15 protein-coding genes and 1 pseudogene are annotated in these 15,698 nt (G+C 65.2%); 9 read left to right on the forward strand and 7 right to left on the reverse strand.

Annotated features, from left to right (window positions below):
- The first annotated feature begins 117 nt into the window (after positions 1-117).
- The 3 genes and pseudogenes from AC5RWG_RS00745 (at position 118) to AC5RWG_RS00755 (ending at position 2,556) form a co-directional block, all read left to right on the forward strand.
- Entirely contained in the window at positions 118-1,350 is a 1,233-nt protein-coding gene (locus tag AC5RWG_RS00745) for a saccharopine dehydrogenase family protein (RefSeq protein WP_494075993.1), read from the forward strand.
- A gap of 33 nt (positions 1,351-1,383) precedes the next feature.
- A pseudogene (locus AC5RWG_RS00750) lies at positions 1,384-1,743 on the forward strand (ASCH domain-containing protein); the annotation flags it as partial.
- Between the two features lie 294 nt (positions 1,744-2,037).
- Positions 2,038-2,556, forward strand: coding sequence for a DUF2867 domain-containing protein (locus tag AC5RWG_RS00755; RefSeq protein WP_494166230.1), 519 nt, complete (start codon positions 2,038-2,040; stop codon positions 2,554-2,556).
- A gap of 155 nt (positions 2,557-2,711) precedes the next feature.
- Here AC5RWG_RS00755 and AC5RWG_RS00760 read toward each other — a convergent pair whose 3' ends face one another.
- Positions 2,712-2,978 carry a hypothetical protein gene (locus AC5RWG_RS00760; protein WP_494166231.1) on the reverse strand — a complete coding sequence of 89 codons (267 nt, stop codon included), beginning with the start codon at positions 2,976-2,978 and terminating at the stop codon, positions 2,712-2,714.
- Between the two features lie 72 nt (positions 2,979-3,050).
- Between AC5RWG_RS00760 and AC5RWG_RS00765 the strand changes: the two genes are divergently transcribed.
- Positions 3,051-3,521 carry a DUF2975 domain-containing protein gene (locus tag AC5RWG_RS00765; RefSeq protein ID WP_494166232.1) on the forward strand — a complete coding sequence of 157 codons (471 nt, stop codon included), beginning with the start codon at positions 3,051-3,053 and terminating at the stop codon, positions 3,519-3,521.
- A gap of 116 nt (positions 3,522-3,637) precedes the next feature.
- Here the strand turns inward: AC5RWG_RS00765 and AC5RWG_RS00770 are convergent, their stop codons facing one another.
- Entirely contained in the window at positions 3,638-5,761 is a 2,124-nt protein-coding gene (locus tag AC5RWG_RS00770) for a 3-hydroxyacyl-CoA dehydrogenase NAD-binding domain-containing protein (RefSeq protein WP_494166233.1), read from the reverse strand.
- Complete coding sequence (locus AC5RWG_RS00775; RefSeq protein ID WP_494166234.1) at positions 5,758-7,053, reverse strand: thiolase family protein; 1,296 nt, start codon at positions 7,051-7,053, stop codon at positions 5,758-5,760. Before AC5RWG_RS00775 ends, AC5RWG_RS00770 begins: the two co-directional genes overlap by 4 nt.
- A 151-nt stretch (positions 7,054-7,204) precedes the next feature.
- Here AC5RWG_RS00775 and AC5RWG_RS00780 point away from each other — a divergent pair, with 151 nt between their 5' ends.
- The gene (locus AC5RWG_RS00780; protein ID WP_494166235.1) at positions 7,205-8,233 is read left to right on the forward strand and encodes a DMT family transporter; all 1,029 of its coding nucleotides are present in this window, start codon (positions 7,205-7,207) and stop codon (positions 8,231-8,233) included.
- Here AC5RWG_RS00780 and AC5RWG_RS00785 read toward each other — a convergent pair.
- The 3 genes from AC5RWG_RS00785 to AC5RWG_RS00795 form a co-directional block, all read right to left on the reverse strand.
- On the reverse strand, positions 8,171-9,625 hold the full coding sequence (locus tag AC5RWG_RS00785) for an HRDC domain-containing protein (RefSeq protein WP_494166236.1): 1,455 nt from the start codon (positions 9,623-9,625) through the stop codon (positions 8,171-8,173). The genes AC5RWG_RS00780 and AC5RWG_RS00785 overlap by 63 nt on opposite strands.
- A 380-nt stretch (positions 9,626-10,005) precedes the next feature.
- Positions 10,006-10,359 (reverse strand): hypothetical protein, encoded by a 354-nt coding sequence (locus AC5RWG_RS00790; protein ID WP_493999557.1) that lies wholly within the window; start codon positions 10,357-10,359, stop codon positions 10,006-10,008.
- Positions 10,360-10,630: 271 nt separating this feature from the next.
- Positions 10,631-11,086 (reverse strand): hypothetical protein, encoded by a 456-nt coding sequence (locus AC5RWG_RS00795; protein WP_493999558.1) that lies wholly within the window; start codon positions 11,084-11,086, stop codon positions 10,631-10,633.
- A gap of 361 nt (positions 11,087-11,447) precedes the next feature.
- Between AC5RWG_RS00795 and AC5RWG_RS00800 the strand changes: the two genes are divergently transcribed.
- The 4 genes from AC5RWG_RS00800 to AC5RWG_RS00815 all read left to right on the forward strand — a co-directional run bounded on the left by AC5RWG_RS00800 (position 11,448) and on the right by AC5RWG_RS00815 (position 14,868).
- A complete protein-coding gene (locus AC5RWG_RS00800; protein WP_494166237.1) occupies positions 11,448-12,875 on the forward strand; it encodes a sensor histidine kinase in 1,428 nt (475 codons plus the stop codon).
- Positions 12,876-12,894: 19 nt separating this feature from the next.
- Positions 12,895-13,551 (forward strand): response regulator, encoded by a 657-nt coding sequence (locus AC5RWG_RS00805; RefSeq protein ID WP_493999560.1) that lies wholly within the window; start codon positions 12,895-12,897, stop codon positions 13,549-13,551.
- A 142-nt stretch (positions 13,552-13,693) separates the two neighbouring features.
- Positions 13,694-14,101 (forward strand): nucleoside/nucleotide kinase family protein, encoded by a 408-nt coding sequence (locus AC5RWG_RS00810; protein ID WP_494166238.1) that lies wholly within the window; start codon positions 13,694-13,696, stop codon positions 14,099-14,101.
- A gap of 263 nt (positions 14,102-14,364) precedes the next feature.
- On the forward strand, positions 14,365-14,868 hold the full coding sequence (locus tag AC5RWG_RS00815) for a class I SAM-dependent methyltransferase (RefSeq protein WP_494166239.1): 504 nt from the start codon (positions 14,365-14,367) through the stop codon (positions 14,866-14,868).
- Positions 14,869-15,093: 225 nt separating this feature from the next.
- Here the strand turns inward: AC5RWG_RS00815 and AC5RWG_RS00820 are convergent, their stop codons facing one another.
- Positions 15,094-15,684, reverse strand: coding sequence for a DUF3000 domain-containing protein (locus tag AC5RWG_RS00820; protein WP_494001247.1), 591 nt, complete (start codon positions 15,682-15,684; stop codon positions 15,094-15,096).
- Positions 15,685-15,698: the final 14 nt, after the last annotated feature.

The raw sequence follows: 15,698 nt of genomic DNA on the forward strand, positions 1-15,698 counted from the left end.
ACTGGCAAACACGCGGAACGCGAGCCAGTCTCCCAATCAGGACCACTCACGATACCCGAGGACCAAAGCAAGGAGCCGTGTGTCAGCTTGGAGTTGCCGCTGTGAAAGGCTGCAGTTATGGACAACTCATCCCGGGAACATGACCTCGTTCTCTACGGAGCGACGGGTTTCGTTGGCCGACTGATCGCCGGCTACGTCGCGGAGCATGCACCGGCCGGCATGCGAGTCGGACTCGCGGGCCGGTCGAGGTCCAAACTCGAGGCGGTTCGGTCGCAGTTGCCGGTCGCGGCGCACGGATGGGCCCTCATCGAAGCCGACTCGGAGGACGCGGACTCGATCGCTGCCCTGGCCGCGGGCACGCGCGTGCTCCTCACAACCGTCGGTCCATACACGAAACACGGATTACCTGTCGTCGACGCCTGCGCAGGGGCCGGTACCCACTACGCCGACCTCGCGGGTGAGGTGTCCTTCGTCCGGGAGGCGATCGATCGCTACGACGCTCTGGCCATGACGAGCGGGGCCCGGATCGTGCACTCCTGCGGCTACGACTCCGTGCCGTCCGACCTCGCTGTATTGCTGCTTCATCAGGCAGCAGAAGCCGATGGCGCTGGCGGTTTGGTCGAGGTTCAACTCGTCGCTACGGCCAAGGGTGGCATCAGCGGAGGCACGCTCGAGTCGATGCGCGGGCAGCTCGACACGATGCGATCGAGCACCGCCCTGCGGTCATTAGCCGCGGACCCCTACGCTCTGAGCCCCGACCGCACGGGGGAGCCGACGACACAACAGCCTCCTGACGCCGGTCCTGTTCGCCGTTCCGATGACGGCACCTGGACCGCGCCTTTCATCATGGCCGCGGTCAACACTCGGATAGTGCGCCGCAGCAACGCATTGCAGGGTTGGGCCTACGGCCGCTCCCTTCAGTACGGCGAGGTGATGGGGGTAGCCCGCGGACCGGCAGGAGCGGTCATCGCCAGGGCAATGGCACTCGGGCTCCGGGCATTCACGGGCGCGATGGCGTTTCCGCCGACCCGGGGAGTGCTCGACCGCTGTCTTCCGGCACCAGGTTCGGGTCCGAGCACCCGCACGCAGCGCGCGGGCTGGTTCCACTCCCAGGTAACCGCCCGCACCGAGAACGGGCACCGATACCAGGCGATTGCCGCTGGCCCCGGCGATCCCGGCTATGCCGCCACGGCCGTGATGGCAGGGGAGACTGCACTCGCTCTTGCCCTCGACGGTGACCGGCTGCCGACTGCGAAAGGGTCGCTAACACCGGCCACTGCACTCGGCAACGTGCTCATGCAGCGACTCCGTGCGGCCGGCCACACTTACCAGGTAACCAAACTCGCCTGAACCCAGATCCTAGCTGCGGCCCCGGAATACACAATTGAACACTTCGGTGATACGCAGCGGTTAGCTGATGAACTTCTCGCTCATGTCCTCAGCGGAAACAAACGCGCGACGGCGGAGCCCGTTGCGGACTTCATAGCGCGAGGTGACCAGGTGCCCCGGATCGGGGTCACACTGGATTGCCTGTGATGGGAACGGCACTCCGAGCATCATCATCGCACTATTGAACTGCGCATTCGTTCTTTCAAAAGTGCTGATGCTGCTTTCGCCCGCGACGAAGGCGAGGACGATTTGAGCCTAGACAGTTGGCAGCGTGAGCACCGCCGCTACTGGACTCGCGTATCAGCAGCCCAAGGGCGTCAATGGGCAGAAACCGACGAGATCGTCTTCGAACGATTCAAGGTGGTTTGGCCACCTCAATATGCAGATTCGGCACAATAAGTCAGCCGCACGTTGGCTCGTAGGGGATTCCCCAAATGGGACAGTAATGAGCCCTGATAGAACGGGATCGCGGCCGGCGTTTCAGCTGTCTTTTTCGGCTTCTTTGCCAGACGCGAGATCCAGAAGCTTCGTCATGAGTATCCGACGTCATAACATCCGGTTGGCGTTCTACCTGCCGCCTTCCCCGAGGCAGATCTGGTACTTTGCCTGGCAGTACGCGCAGCGGCGGCCCCGAAGAAAGGCGAACTCATGCACCCGGAACTTCAACGCTACTCGAGGTCAGCAGACCACCTAGACAGGGTGAGCGCCAAAACATCGCTGTCTTTACGTGAGGGCATCAGCAACATCCTGTCGTGGCAACCGATCTGGCTAAAGGCGCTGTTCGTGGCTCGTGGTGTGCTGGCCCGCCTCATTCGGCTCGAACACCCATCCGGCCGTACGAACCGCGCACCTCGCCCGGCAGAGATTAGCCTCCGCCCCGGTGGCAGACTCGCCTTCTTCACGGTTTCCGCAAGCAAGGAAGACACCTACCTGGTGCTCACCGCCGAGGACACTCATCTAATCGCGCACCTCATCGTCGAGGTCGAGCCGACCGGAACCGAACCCAAGAACAATTTCCAGATCACTACCGTCGTCCATTACCGCCGTTGGACGGGGCGGCTCTACTTCAACTTGATTTGGCCTTTTCACAACTTCATCATGCGCCGCATGATCACTGCAGCACTGGTGCATCCCCCGGGTTTTCTGAAGAACTTCCCAAGCCGATGACCGTCTAAATGCCAGGCAGGTGTATCGATACAGAATTCTCAACCGGAACATTCACGAGCGCACAACTGCATTTAGGCAATTGTTCTGCTATCGGCGTCCGCGGAGGCAGGGACGTAGGGTTGTAAACCCTGTTTGGGGTTCCCAACCTCGACCATTTAGCCTCCAGTCAACAGGGGAATCATGAGCGCAAGCAGCAAGAGCAGCAGCAATGCGCCGAGGGTAGACGGGATCCAGTACCACTTGGACATCTGTAGTCCGAATAGTGAGAACACCACGGCACCGGCTACGGCGACAACCACCAGCGCGTTGTCGGTGACGAAAAAGAGGACCAGCGAAACCAAAAGCACAACCGTCGCCGCTATTGGTCCGGCAGTAGGTAGCCGCTCTGGGGTAACGACTGCCGCCATGGCCTCACCTTTCATTTACTGGCATTATGCCTGTTCACTTGCGCCTAGCGCTTCCGCCATTCAGTCCACGTCGGTGATGATTGCCCTATGATCAGCCAGCGAGCCACACCCTTCCGCATCATCCTCGGAGCCCTTGCTGTTGGGGCACTGCTGGCTCAGCTGCTGATTGTTCCGCAGGTCGCCGCAGAGCACGCCGGCGCCTACCCCGAGGTTGCGTACCTGGCGCCCCCGTACGTCACGGCAATCGTGATTGCCATCGGCGGTTTCGAGGTGGCCTTGCTGGCGTCCTGGCAGCTGCTTTCGGCCGCGGTGGCGGGCAACGTGTCGACCAGTCGGTCAAAGCGATGGGCCACCGTCATGGCGGCTTCGCTATGCTTCATGTCGCTGATCTTTGCAGGCGTTTTTGTCCACGCTGGAAGCGTCGCAAACGTCGGCGGACCACCGATGTTGTTCGGACTGCTGGTCTCTCTCGCCCTTGTGCCCGTTGCGTTCAGTGTGAGAGCCAAGGCACTGGGGTTTCTAATGGGAAACGACGTCCACGAACGTGCTGTCGCGTGACTGGAATGCCCCGGGCCTGCGCTCCCGGGTAACGACGTCTTTTCCTCCGGTGAGCCGGCACCGCCGTCGTCCTGAAGGCGCGGTACGACGGCGGTGCGCGGCTTCGGCGGCTGCGGTTACCGCTCCGGGTGGAACTTTCGGCCGTTGACCCGTTCGGAGGCGCCGACCCGGTCCAGGTACGGGGTGATGCCGCCCAAATGCAGCGGCCACCCCGCACCCATGATCATGCACAGGTCGATGTCTTCCGGCGCGGCCACCACGCCCTCTTCCAGCATGAGTCCGATCTCCTCGGCCAGTGCGTCCTGGGTGCGCCGCAGCAGCTGCTCGGAGCTGCTGGGGGAGTCTCCGAACTCCAGCAGCGCCAGGGTCGACTCGGGAATCACCTGCCGGCCGTCGTCGTCGGTGATCCAGAGGGAGGTGATGCCGTTGTCGATGAGACGCTGCTGGTTGGCGGAGACCCGGAAGCGGTCGCCGAAGGCCGCATTCAGCGACTCGGTGACATGTTGGGCTACCGGGATGCCGACCATGGCCAGCAGGGTGAACGGGGTCATCGGCAGGCCCATGGGTTTGAGCGCGTTGTCGGCGATGTCGGCGGGCGTGCCCTCGTCGAAGGCGTTGGACACTTCCCCCATCAGCCGCAGCAGCACGCGGTTCACGACGAAGGCGGCGGCGTCCTGGACCAGCACGGTGGTCTTCTTGAGTGCCTTGCCCAGCACGAACGCGGTGGAGAGCACTTCGTCGCTGGTCTTCGGCGCCCGGACGATCTCCAGCAGGGGCATGACGGCCACCGGGTTGAAGAAGTGAAAGCCGACCACGCGTTCGGGATGCAGCAGGTCCGCTGCCATCTCCGTGACCGACAGGGATGAGGTGTTGGTGGCGAGGATGCAGTCCTCGGAGACCACTGCCTCGACCTCGGCGAAGACCTGCTTCTTGACCGCCAGTTCTTCGAACACGGCCTCGATCACAAAGTCGGCGTCCGAGAACGCTTCCTTGGAGACCGAGCCGGTGACCAGGGCCTTGGTGCGGTTGGCCGCGTCGGCCGAGATACGCTTCCTGGCCAGCAGCTTGTCCACTTCGGCGTGGACGTACCCCACGCCCTTGTCCACCCGGGCCTGGTCGATGTCCGTCAGGACGACCGGGACCTTCAGCTGGCGGGCGAACAGCAACGCCAGTTGGCTGGCCATCAGGCCGGCGCCGACCACGCCCACCTTGGTGACGGGCCGGGCGAGCTTGGGGTCCGGCGCGCCGGCCGGCCGCTTGGAACGCTTCTGCACCAGCTCCAGGAAGGCGTACACCGTGTCGCGGAAGTGCGGGGTCTGCATCAATTCCGCCAGCGCTTCGACTTCCAGCCCCGCAGATTCCGGCTGGCTCCTGCCCCGGCCGGCGTCCATCACGTCCAGCACCTTGGCGGGCGCGGGCGCGGCGTTGGACGTCTTGGCTTCCACGAACTTCCGACCGGCCGCGAGGGCCTTGTCCCAGTCCGCCTCGGTGGCGGCGGAGGTTCCGGCGCGGCGATCCGCGACCAGCCGGCGGGCCTCGTCGTCGGTGAGGATCCGCGCGGCCCAAACCAGCGACTGCTCCAGGAAATCGGCCGGTTCGAACAGGACGTCGGCGACGCCCAGCCGGTAGGCGGCCGCGCCGTCGAGCGCCTTGTTGTTGCTCAACGGGTTCTCGACCATGACCTTGACGGCATTCGCCGGGCCGATCAGGCGCGGGAGCCGGTAGACCCCGCCCCAGCCGGGGATCAGGCCCAAGAAGGCTTCCGGCAGCGAGATGGCGCCGGCGCCGGTGGAGATGGTGCGGTAGTCGGCGGCGAGCGCGATCTCCAGCCCGCCGCCCATCGCCGCTCCGTTGATGAAGGCGAACGTCGGGACGCCCAGGGAGGCGAGCGTGGCATAGGCATCGTGGCCCAGCCTGGCCATGGTCCGTCCGTCTTCGGGGCCGGTGAGCCTGCCCACGGCGCTCAAGTCGGCCCCGGCCACCAGGTAGTACGGCTTGCCGGTGATGGCGACGGCGGAGATCCTGCCCGCCGCGGCCCGCGCCTTGAGCCCTTCGAGTGCCGTGCCGAGTTCCACCAGGCTGTTGGGGCCCAGGGTGGTCGGCTTACGGTGGTCCAGGTCGTTGTCCAGGGTCAGCAGCGCCAAGGTGCCGGCACCGGGCAGTTCCACATCCTGCACGTAGGAATGGGTGACGGTCTCGTCCGGGAACTTCGCGGCCAGGGCCGTGTACTCGGCGTTCATGCGTGGTCCTCTCGTGCCTGTGCTGCCGCGGGGGCGGCGGTTCCGACAATTGCGGCGGCCGTATCGGCGGTGCCGCCCGAATAATCTGCATGGTGCGGATTCTCCCAGATCACCGTTCCTCCCATGCCCAGCCCGATGCACATCGTGGTCAGTCCGTAGCGGACCGACGGGTCGTCTTCGAATTGGCGGGCCAGTTGGGTCATGAGGCGCACGCCGGAGGCGGCCAGGGGATGGCCGACGGCGATGGCCCCGCCGTAGCGGTTGACGCGGGGATCGTCATCGGCGATCCCGTAGTAGTCCAGGAAGGACAGCACCTGCACGGCGAAGGCCTCGTTGATCTCGAACAAGCCGATGTCCGCGATGTCCAGGCCCGCCATCTTCAGGGCCTTTTCGGTGGCAGGGACGGGCCCGATGCCCATGACCTCGGGCTCGACTCCGGCGAAGGCGTAGGAGACCAGGCGCATCTTCACCGGCAGGCCAAGCTCGCCGGCTGCCTCCGCAGAGGCCAGCAGCGAGACGGTAGCGCCGTCGTTGAGGCCGGCGGCATTGCCGGCGGTGACCCGGCCGTGCGGGCGGAACGGGGTCCGCAGCCCGGCCAGGTCTTCCACGGTGGTGTCCGGCCGCGGGGGTTCGTCCGCACTGTGCAACGACCAGCCTTCGCTCGGTTTGCGGCCGGTCACCGGCACCAGGTCGGGCTGGATGCTGCCGTTCCGGTAGGCCGCGGCTAACTTGGCCTGGCTGGCCGCGGCATAGGCGTCCGCGCGTTCCCTGGTGATTGCGGGGAAGCGGTCGTGCAGGTTTTCGGCGGTGTTGCCCATGTTCAGCGCCGCAGGGTCCACCAGCCGCTCGCTGGCGAACCGCGGATTCGGATCCGCCCCCTGGCCCATCGGGTGGTTGCCCATGTGTTCCACGCCGCCGGCCACCACCACGTCGTACGCGCCGAAGGCGATGCCCCCGGCCGTCGTCGTCACGGCGGTCATGGCGCCTGCGCACATCCGGTCAATGGCGAAGCCGGGGACGGAACGGGGCAAGCCGGCAAGAAGCGCGGCGGTGCGGCCGATGGTCAGGCCCTGGTCGCCGGTTTGCGTGGTGGCGGCAATGGCCACGTCGTCGATGCGGCCGGGCGGCAGCGTCGGATTGCGGCGCAGGAGTTCCCGGATGCACTTGACCACCAGGTCGTCGGCCCGGGTGCCGGCGTGGATCCCCTTCTCACCCGCCTTCCCGAACGGGGTGCGCACGCCGTCAACGAAGACGACATCGCGCAGGGTGCGGGGCGGGGACGTGGGGCTCACCTGATACCTCCATGAGATGCGGAACACAGTGCTGACCATGATGTTACCCGCCGGTAACTTAAGCAGCAAGCACGCCGTAGTGGTGCCCCGGAACAATGCAGCGGGTGCGGTCCGGCGGCTACGCTGGGCGGCAGGCAAGCGGCGAGGAGACATGAAAGCGGAAGAACAGCGGTATCGTCCGGCGGAGGCCCCTGCCGGCGCCTTCCTGGTGCTGGCGGCGTCGGTGCTGTGGGGAACCACCGGAACGGCCGCCACCTTCGCGCCCGGCGTCGGACCGCTTGCCATCGGCGCGGTGGCCATGGGAGTGGGCGGGCTTTTTCAGGCGCTGACCGCGCTGTGGCCGATGAATCGTGCCCGGCCGCAACTGCGGGTGCAGTGGAAGCTGGTACTTCTGGGGGCGGGGGCCGTTGCCGTGTACCCGTTGGCCTTTTACAGTTCCATGCGCCTGGCCGGCGTTGCCGTCGGCACGGTGGTGAGCATCGGCTCCGCTCCCTTGGCCTCCGCGCTCATCGAACGGGCTGCCGACCGGCACATCCTGGGGGCCCGCTGGGCCGGCGCCGCCGTGCTGGGGCTCTCCGGAACCGCACTGCTGTGTTTCGCGGCCGCGGGCGGCGGCGGCAACGGTGCCGCGGACGGCGACGCTGCCGGGGGTGCGGGCGGCACGATTGCGGGCATTGCCCTGGGCCTGCTGGCGGGACTGACCTACGCCCTCTACTCCTGGGCGGCGCATCGGATCATCGGCGGCGGTGTGTCCGCCCGCGCCGCCATGGGCGCCATGTTCGGCCTGGGCGGACTGTTGCTGATGCCGGTGCTGCTGGCCACGGGCGCTCCGCTGCTGGCCTCGTGGGGCAACGCGGTCGTGGGGGCCTACATGGCACTGGTCCCGATGTTCGCCGGCTACGTGTTGTTCGGCCTCGGCCTCGCGCGGGTCCGCGCGAGCACGGCCACAACGCTTTCGCTGGCGGAGCCTGTCGTGGCCGCCGTGCTGGCCGTGCTGGTGGTGGGCGAGCGGCTGCCGCCCGCGGGCTGGATTGGCGTCGCCCTGGTCATCGCGAGCCTCGCCGTCCTGACGGTGCCCGGCCGCCGCCCGGCTCCCGCGCCGGCGCGGCAGGGGCGGTCAGGCAGGGGAATGCCGTTCACGCCGGCGCCGCCGGATGGAGCCGGACACCGCCCCCGCTGAAGAATCGGCGGGCCCTGCAACAGTTGCCGTGGAAGTCCGCCGGCGCGCGGAGGTGCCGACGGCGCCGCCGCCGGTGGCGGCCTCGGGCTCAGGGTTCTCCTTGAGTGCCAGCGGCTCCGGGTTGGCGTACGCTTCGGCAAGCAGCCCGGCCGTCAGTTTCCGCTGCCAGGGGCGGGCGCCGAGTTCGGCCAGGGCGGCGTCTACCGACTGTTCCGTGGCGGGTTCCGGCGGACGCCATGCGGTGCGGCGCAGGTAGTCGGGGGTGAGCAGGTTCTCCACCGGCATGTCCAACTGCTCGGCGAGGGTTGCCAGCCGGGGGCGTGCGGTCTGCAGCCGGGCCGCGGCGGCCGGGTCCTTGTCGGCCCAGGAGCGCGGCGGCGGGGGAGCGTTGGTGGGCAGGTGCAGGGGAGGCAGGTCCGTCTCGCCCCGGGCCGTGGCGACACAACGCAGCCAGCGCGGTGCTTCACGCTGCGCGGCCCGGCCGTGGAACCCGTGCGTCTCCAGCAGTTGCGGGACGGTGGCGGGCATTGCCTTGGCCGCGGCGACGATGGCCGAGTCCGGGATCAGCCGGCCCGGTGCAACATCGCGCTTGGCGGCCAGGGCTTCGCGTTCGTTCCAGAGTTCGCGCACGGCGGCCAGCTGCCGCCGGTCGCGGATCTGGTGCAGTCCGGAGGTGCGGCGCCAGGGGTCGATGCGCGGCGGCGAAGGCGGGGCGGCGCGCACCGCCTCGAATTCCTCCAGCGCGTACTCGAGCTTGCCCGCGTCGCGCAGCCTGTCGATCAGGGCCTCGCGGAGCTCGATGAGCACCTCGACGTCCAGTGCGGCGTAGCGCAGCCACGGCTCGGGCAGGGGACGCGTGGACCAGTCCGCCGCGGAGTGCTCCTTGGCCAACGTGAAGCCGAGCAGGGATTCGATCACGGCGGCCAGGCCCACCCGGGGCAGGCCGGCCAGCCGGGCCGCGAGTTCGGTGTCGAACAATTTGTCGGGCCACATGCCCAGCTCGGACAGGCAGGGCAAATCCTGGCTGGCGGCGTGCAGGATCCACTCGACGCCGCGCACGGAGTCATTGAGCAGCTTCAGGTCCTCAAACGGCTCGGGGTCGATCAGCCAGGTGCCGGCACCCTCGCGCCGCAACTGGACCAGGAAGGCGCGCTGCCCGTAGCGGAAGCCCGAGGCCCGCTCGGCGTCGATGGCGACCGGACCGGTGCCGGCCGCCAGCGCAGCGGCGGCCCGCTGCAACCCCGACTCGCTGGCGACGACCAGCGGAACGCCGTCGCGAGGCGCGTCGAGGTGGATCAGCTGGGGGGTCTGCTCCCGGTGTTCTGCGGCGTCGTTGGAAGTGCTCTGGTCAGGGCTGTTCTGCCCGGACGTGTCCGAAGTCAAGGAGCTCATGATCCGTTCAGTTTAGGCCAGCAGCATGCGCCCGGCCGAATGGGGGGACGCGCCATGCCGTAATCGGAGGCGATGAAGCGCCGCACGCCGACATCCTGGCAGCCCACAGCCATTTCTGATGCATCCGCAGCTCCCGGGTGATTACAAACTTGCAATTGACTTCGCTAGCGGATGGGTTCCTGCGGATGAGCCCTCATCTGGGTTGCGCCAGGACGACGGGGCAGGATGTGTTCGCACATTTCTCGGCCAGCGCCTCCAGCGGCGTCGTCGCAGGGATCTTGGTACTTGTTGCATCCTTGCCGGCCCGATGGACTTTCGGTCAGGCTATGTTCAGCCCGGCGCAGGAACGGATACTTTCGGTTGAAAGGGCCCGCTCTGCGTTATTGAGTGCTGGCCGGGTTCTGTTGCGCTGCACGGCACAACTGCTCTTCACGTTCTTCCGGGGAAAGCTCGTTCCATTTCGCTGTCTGGGCTTGGATCTGGGCTTCGGAGAAACCCAGAACCTTCATTTCTTCGGGGGAAATGATGACACTGTTCTCCGCGCCGATCATATTCTTCCGGTCCAGTTCTGCGCCTGCACCGTCCGCGTAGTCAGCTGAGCATTCGACGAAGGGCTGGTGGGCATCCGGCGTGTCAATTGCAGGGCTCTGGCTGGGAAGGGTGCTGATGCCAAGGATTAGGCCGGCAGTCAGAAAGAAGACTGTAGTCAACAGGATGGACGGTTTCTTAGCCATTTGTTCCCCCTCGCATCAACCCCGGTTTGTGCGAGCGGGGACGAATCGATTTTCGCCCAGCCTACCCGGTGCGGACGGTGTTGCCGGACACTTGGCCTAAGAGCGGTGTGCCCCAGTAGTAAGGTTCCCCAGCCATTAGCCTTGCATCAAAGTAATGGCGGGGAAGTTTGGCTAGGAAAAGCTTCCAAAGAGTGCGCAAGACAAGCGGCTAAGCCCTACCGGCTCCGCTGGCGCGGGCCGGAGGGTGGACCACTCCGAGCCTGTCGTTGCCTCATCTGGAACCGGAAATGATTTCGGTTACTAGTAGCAGGGTGGCCGCAAAGAAGGGGGCCGCGCCGAGTGTAAACCCGATCCACGGCCATCGTCCGTGTTCAGGTTCGGCTGTCATCCGTTGTGCCAGTGCAGTGCAAGTGACGATAAGTGTCACCGGGGCGTACATGTGAGGCACGTTGAAAACTCCTATGCCCAGGAGCGTCACGAGCCAAATGTCAGCCAGCATAATCAGCACCAAGATTCCGAGTGACCAGGCAGGGACGACGAGACGTTTGTTGGGGAAGTAGATCGTGACGAGGATCCCGAGCAATCCGAAACCTGCCAATGCAACCGCGCCCCATAGAACAGCGTCACCCACCTCGGCCCCAATTTCTTGGGAGGGGGTCTGGACAGCGTCCGAGGAGAGGTAGACAAAATGATGCAGGATGTGCACATACGCGGGAGGCAGGGCCAAGCCGATTAGCGTTCTCGCCCAGATGGATGACCACCAGGGAGAGTTGCCCCTTGAAATATCTGCTGCGGATGATTGCACGGTTTGGAAACCTACTTCTTTACCTGAGACTGAACCCACTTTGTGCGAGCACGCCAATGGCTCCGTCCATCTGTTCCTCGAAACACTACGGCCACCAGACTTCTGTACATAAAGGGTTCCCTTATGCTGGCTCTACGCTCCGGGAAGCGTTTGCATGCTTTCTGTGCAGACCAAGGATCATCATCGGGCTGTGCGGGTCGATCGGGGGGGGTCTGACCAGACCAGAAGTGCGGTGCGGACCAAATCTGGCTCAAAGAATGATTCATGCGGCTAATAGGTTGATTTGCAGCATTTCGGCGGGATCTGTGTGATTGCCGTGGATATGGTGACTGGCATGGAACCGGTTTTGAAATTTGTGCGGAATTGGGGCGCCCCTGTGGCGGCCGTCCTTTTCTTTACACTGTGGTGTATTGCGGAGGCAGGAAGGATGGGAGGATCCTGGCAGTCATGGCCAGGGAACTGGCCGCTGGTGCTGATGACACTGGCGGTTGCCACTGCCGCTTGGAAGCCTTTGGTCTCTCTTGGGTTCACGGTTGCACTTCTTACCGGACAGATAAGTCATATTTTGCCGCCGATGGAAGCCAATCACTGGGCCATTTACCTTGGCTCGTTTGTCGCTCTGGGCTTTATCGTGTGGATTGCCCCGGCCCGGCAGCGGTACATGGCTGTGGGCGTGAACGTGGCCGCCGCTGCCGTCATGGCGTTCCTGATGCTTTCGTGGCGATACGGCGACGGTGTCGGCTGGTTCCCCCCGGCGCAGGCCGGCGACCGGTGGATGCTGCAGGACTATGGCTGGCAGTTGTTCGCGCTCCTCCTGTTGATAGCCGGGGCGTGCGCCGCCGTCGGCGGACTGGCGGCGCTGTATCAGGAACGGGGAGGTTTGTTCCGGGCCCGCGAACTGGCGCAAAACAGTCTGCAGGAGACCGAGATCGACCTGATCGTGGAGCAGGAACGGACACGCATCGCCAGGGATTTGCACGACGTCCTCGCTCATTCGCTGGCAGTCGTCGCCGCGCAGGCCGATGGATCCCGCTACCTGAGCAAGGACCAGCCCCAAGCCGTCCTAAGCGCCCTGGACACGATCGCCCGATCCGCCCGGAGCGCCTTGGTGGATGCGCAACGCGTGATCGAGGGCGTCCACGATAACGGTATGGTGGCGCCCCAGCCGCTGCTGAGTGACATCCCGGAACTCATCGAAGGCATGCAGCGCGGAAGTTTGAAGATTCACCCGACCGAGTCCGGGACACCGGTGGAACTGTCTGCCGGGCAGGAGATGGCCGTCTTCCGAATCGTTCAGGAGTGCCTGACCAACGCCCTCAAACATGGCGGGCGCGGCACCGATGTGCAGCTCCACTTTGACTGGAGCGGGCCGGGCCTGACTCTGCACGTGGCCTCGTCCGGCGCCGCAACCGGCCAAGAAGATGCCGCGAATCCGGCCACATCCCGGGTGGGGAGGGGACTTCCCGGTATGCGCGAACGCGCCCATCTGGCCGGTGGCTGGCTGACGGCCGGGCCGGACGGCGAACACTTCCGGGTGACGGCCTTTATCCCCTACGGAACCATGGAAGCGACGACGGGGGACGATGCAGTCGGCGCCGAAGCCAGGGACACCTTCGGTGACGTTTCGAGTGCGGAAGTCCAGCCGGCTCTCGCCGCAGCGGGCCTTCCCGGGCAGGCAGGGGCCGCACGGGAAGCGGACCACCGTGGTTGAGGAGGGGACACGTATCACCGTGGCCCTGGTGGACGACCAGCCCTTGTTCCGGGCGGGTATCCGCATGCTGATAGAGAGCCAGGAGGATCTGGAATTCTTGGGAGAGGCCGGTGACGGGGAAGCATCGGTGGCCCTTGCAATCGAACGGCGTCCGGACGTGATGCTGATGGACCTGCGTATGCCGGTAATGGATGGCGTCGAAGCCACCCGGCGGATCGTGCAGCACGCCGCGGCGGCCGGCATCGATAAGCCGAAGATCATTGCGTTGACCACGTTCAACAGGGATCAGGCAGTGGTTCAGGTTGTGCAGGCCGGGGCGAGCGGGTATCTGCTCAAGAGCGCGGAACCGGAATTTCTACTGGCGGCGATCCGGACCGTTCATTCCGGCTACTCCGTCATCGCCCCGGGATCCATTCACTCTCTCTTCGAGCATGCAGCCCGCACCGTTCCCGCTATCGGCCCGGACTTGTCCGTACTTAATGTGTTGTCGGTGCGGGAGCGGGACGTCTTCCTGCTCGCGGCAAAAGGCCTGAGCAACGGTGAAATGGCGGAGAGTCTGTTCGTTTCTGAAGCCACCATCAAAACCCACCTGCGCAGCGTGCTGGACAAGCTCGAACTGCGCACCCGCCTCCAGTTGGTCGCCTTCGCCCACGAACGCCGCCTACTGGGCACCTGAACAGGCGACAGTTGCTCGATAACTGTTGCGGGCGCTGATTTGGTGCGTGCATCTCGGTTACCGGGCACTCTCGCGCACCGTTTACGCCGGCTGTCATGTCTCGAGTTTTGATCACCGGCATGCCAGGCATGGAAAGACAACGGTGCTGCACGAGTTGTCCCGGCGGGGCTACCGAACGATCGACACCGACTACGATGCCTGGGTGCTTCCTGACGGAACGTGGGATGAACCGCGGATGACGGCACTTCTGGCATCTCATTCGTCTCTGGTTGTCTCGGGGACTGTCGAGAATCAAGGTCGCTTCTATGACCGTTTCGCCGCTGTTGTTCTCCTGAGCGCACCCGTAGAAGTCCTCATCGAGCGAGTCTCGGTTCGTAAGAACAATCCCTACGGCAGCTCAGAGGCAGACCAGTCCGTGATCCGCCAATACGTTCTCGACGTCGAACCGTTGCTTCGGAAAGGGGCGTCCCACGAACTGGATGGTCGTCGACCGGTTCCGGAACTGGCGGATGAGGTTGAGCGTCTCATCTCGACGTGTGATGAGGCCTGACGCCCGATAAACGAACGGCCAGCAGGCACCTGGGAGTCATGTGGCGGGACGCAAAGAGTAAGGGGCCCGGCACGGCGTCCTTGACGCTAGCCGCCATGCTGGCGAAGTGCCCGGTTAAAGAGCGGCATAGAGGCGCAGGCCCATGTATCGTTCGGTGCTGTTCCCTGACCGCTACGCTCGTCAGCATGGGGAGTGAATCTATCCGAGCCGCATATAGGGCACGTGCCGCCGAGTACACGCGCATTCTTGGTTCCGTTGAGGACATGCACGAGCTGGATCGGCAACGCATCGGACGTTGGGCGACAAGTATTGACGGCTGCGTGATTGATGCCGGGTGTGGACCCGGCCATTGGACCGACTTCCTCTACCAATGCGGTGCCAATGTGCAAGGGATCGACCTTGTTCCCGAATTCATTGAAAGTGCCCGCGTACGCTTTCCCGATGTGCCTTTTCGCGTTGCCTCCTTACGTAATCTAGACGTACCAGATGGATCACTGGATGGTGTGCTGGCCTGGTACTCCCTCATCCACATGCCACCAGACGAGTTGTCCTTCGTGCTCAAGGAGATCGCTCGTGCCCTTGCCCAGGGCGGGCAACTACTCGTCGGATTCTTCGAGGGTTTTTCGGGCAAGCCTTTCCCACACGCTGTTACAACGGCGTACTACTGCTCCATCGAGCAGATGGGGCACTTGCTCAGCGAAGCAGGTTTCGATGTGCTCGACGTCGAGACGCGCAAGACCCCGGGAAGCGAGCCCATGCCGCCATAACGGCTTCCGTCCGGTAAAAAGAATGAGCAGGCCACTGTCAGCTACCTCATCGTGTACTCCTACGAGACCGCCGCCTGGGCAGGTCTACCCCTACGCCGCGCACGTTGCCGCGCTGACCCGGGAACTCGCCACGGCCCGCTGCCGGTCCGTAACGTGTGGCTCGTGCCCGGCCGAATGGCGGGACGCGCCGGCACACGGGCTGCCCTGCAGGCGGGCGTCGGCTGGTCAGTTGCGGCGGCGGTGCGGCAGGGCGGCAACACCTTCCGGCAGTGGCGGCAACCCGGCATAGGTGCACACCATGTCGCTCCACGCCTCCAGGTGGGAGCGGATGTCGGCGGAGGCAGGCGTCCAGGAGGCGCGAAGTTCGATGTCGATCGAGTCCTGCCGCCCGCTCAGCGTGCCGTAGCTTTCGGACAGGATGCGGGTCGCGGTGCCCCCGGCGTTGCGGTAAGGGGCGCCGTGGTTCTCCAAGGCTTCCACCAGCCAGTCCCACGCGACGGAGCCGAGCATGGTGTCGTTGCCCATGTCGGCGTCGAGCTCGGCGCGGATGTAGGTGACGATCCGGAAGGTTCCGTCCCAGACCGCCGAACCTTCCGGGTCGTGCAACAGGATGAAGCGGCCGGTGGCCAGTTCCGGGCCGTCGGCGGTCTGCAGGGCGGTGACCACCGGGCCGTGGAGCGGCCGGGGGCCCGGTTCGGCGATGACTTCCGCGCCGAGGGCCACGGCGAAGGGGGCCAGCCGGGAGGGCGCGGGAATTTCCTCCAGCCGCAGTTCATTCCGGCACTGCGCTTGGCGCAGGTCCGACAGCGCGCGCATGAACTCAGGCGGCA

The sequence above is a fragment of the Arthrobacter sp. Y3221160 genome (assembly GCF_059092585.1).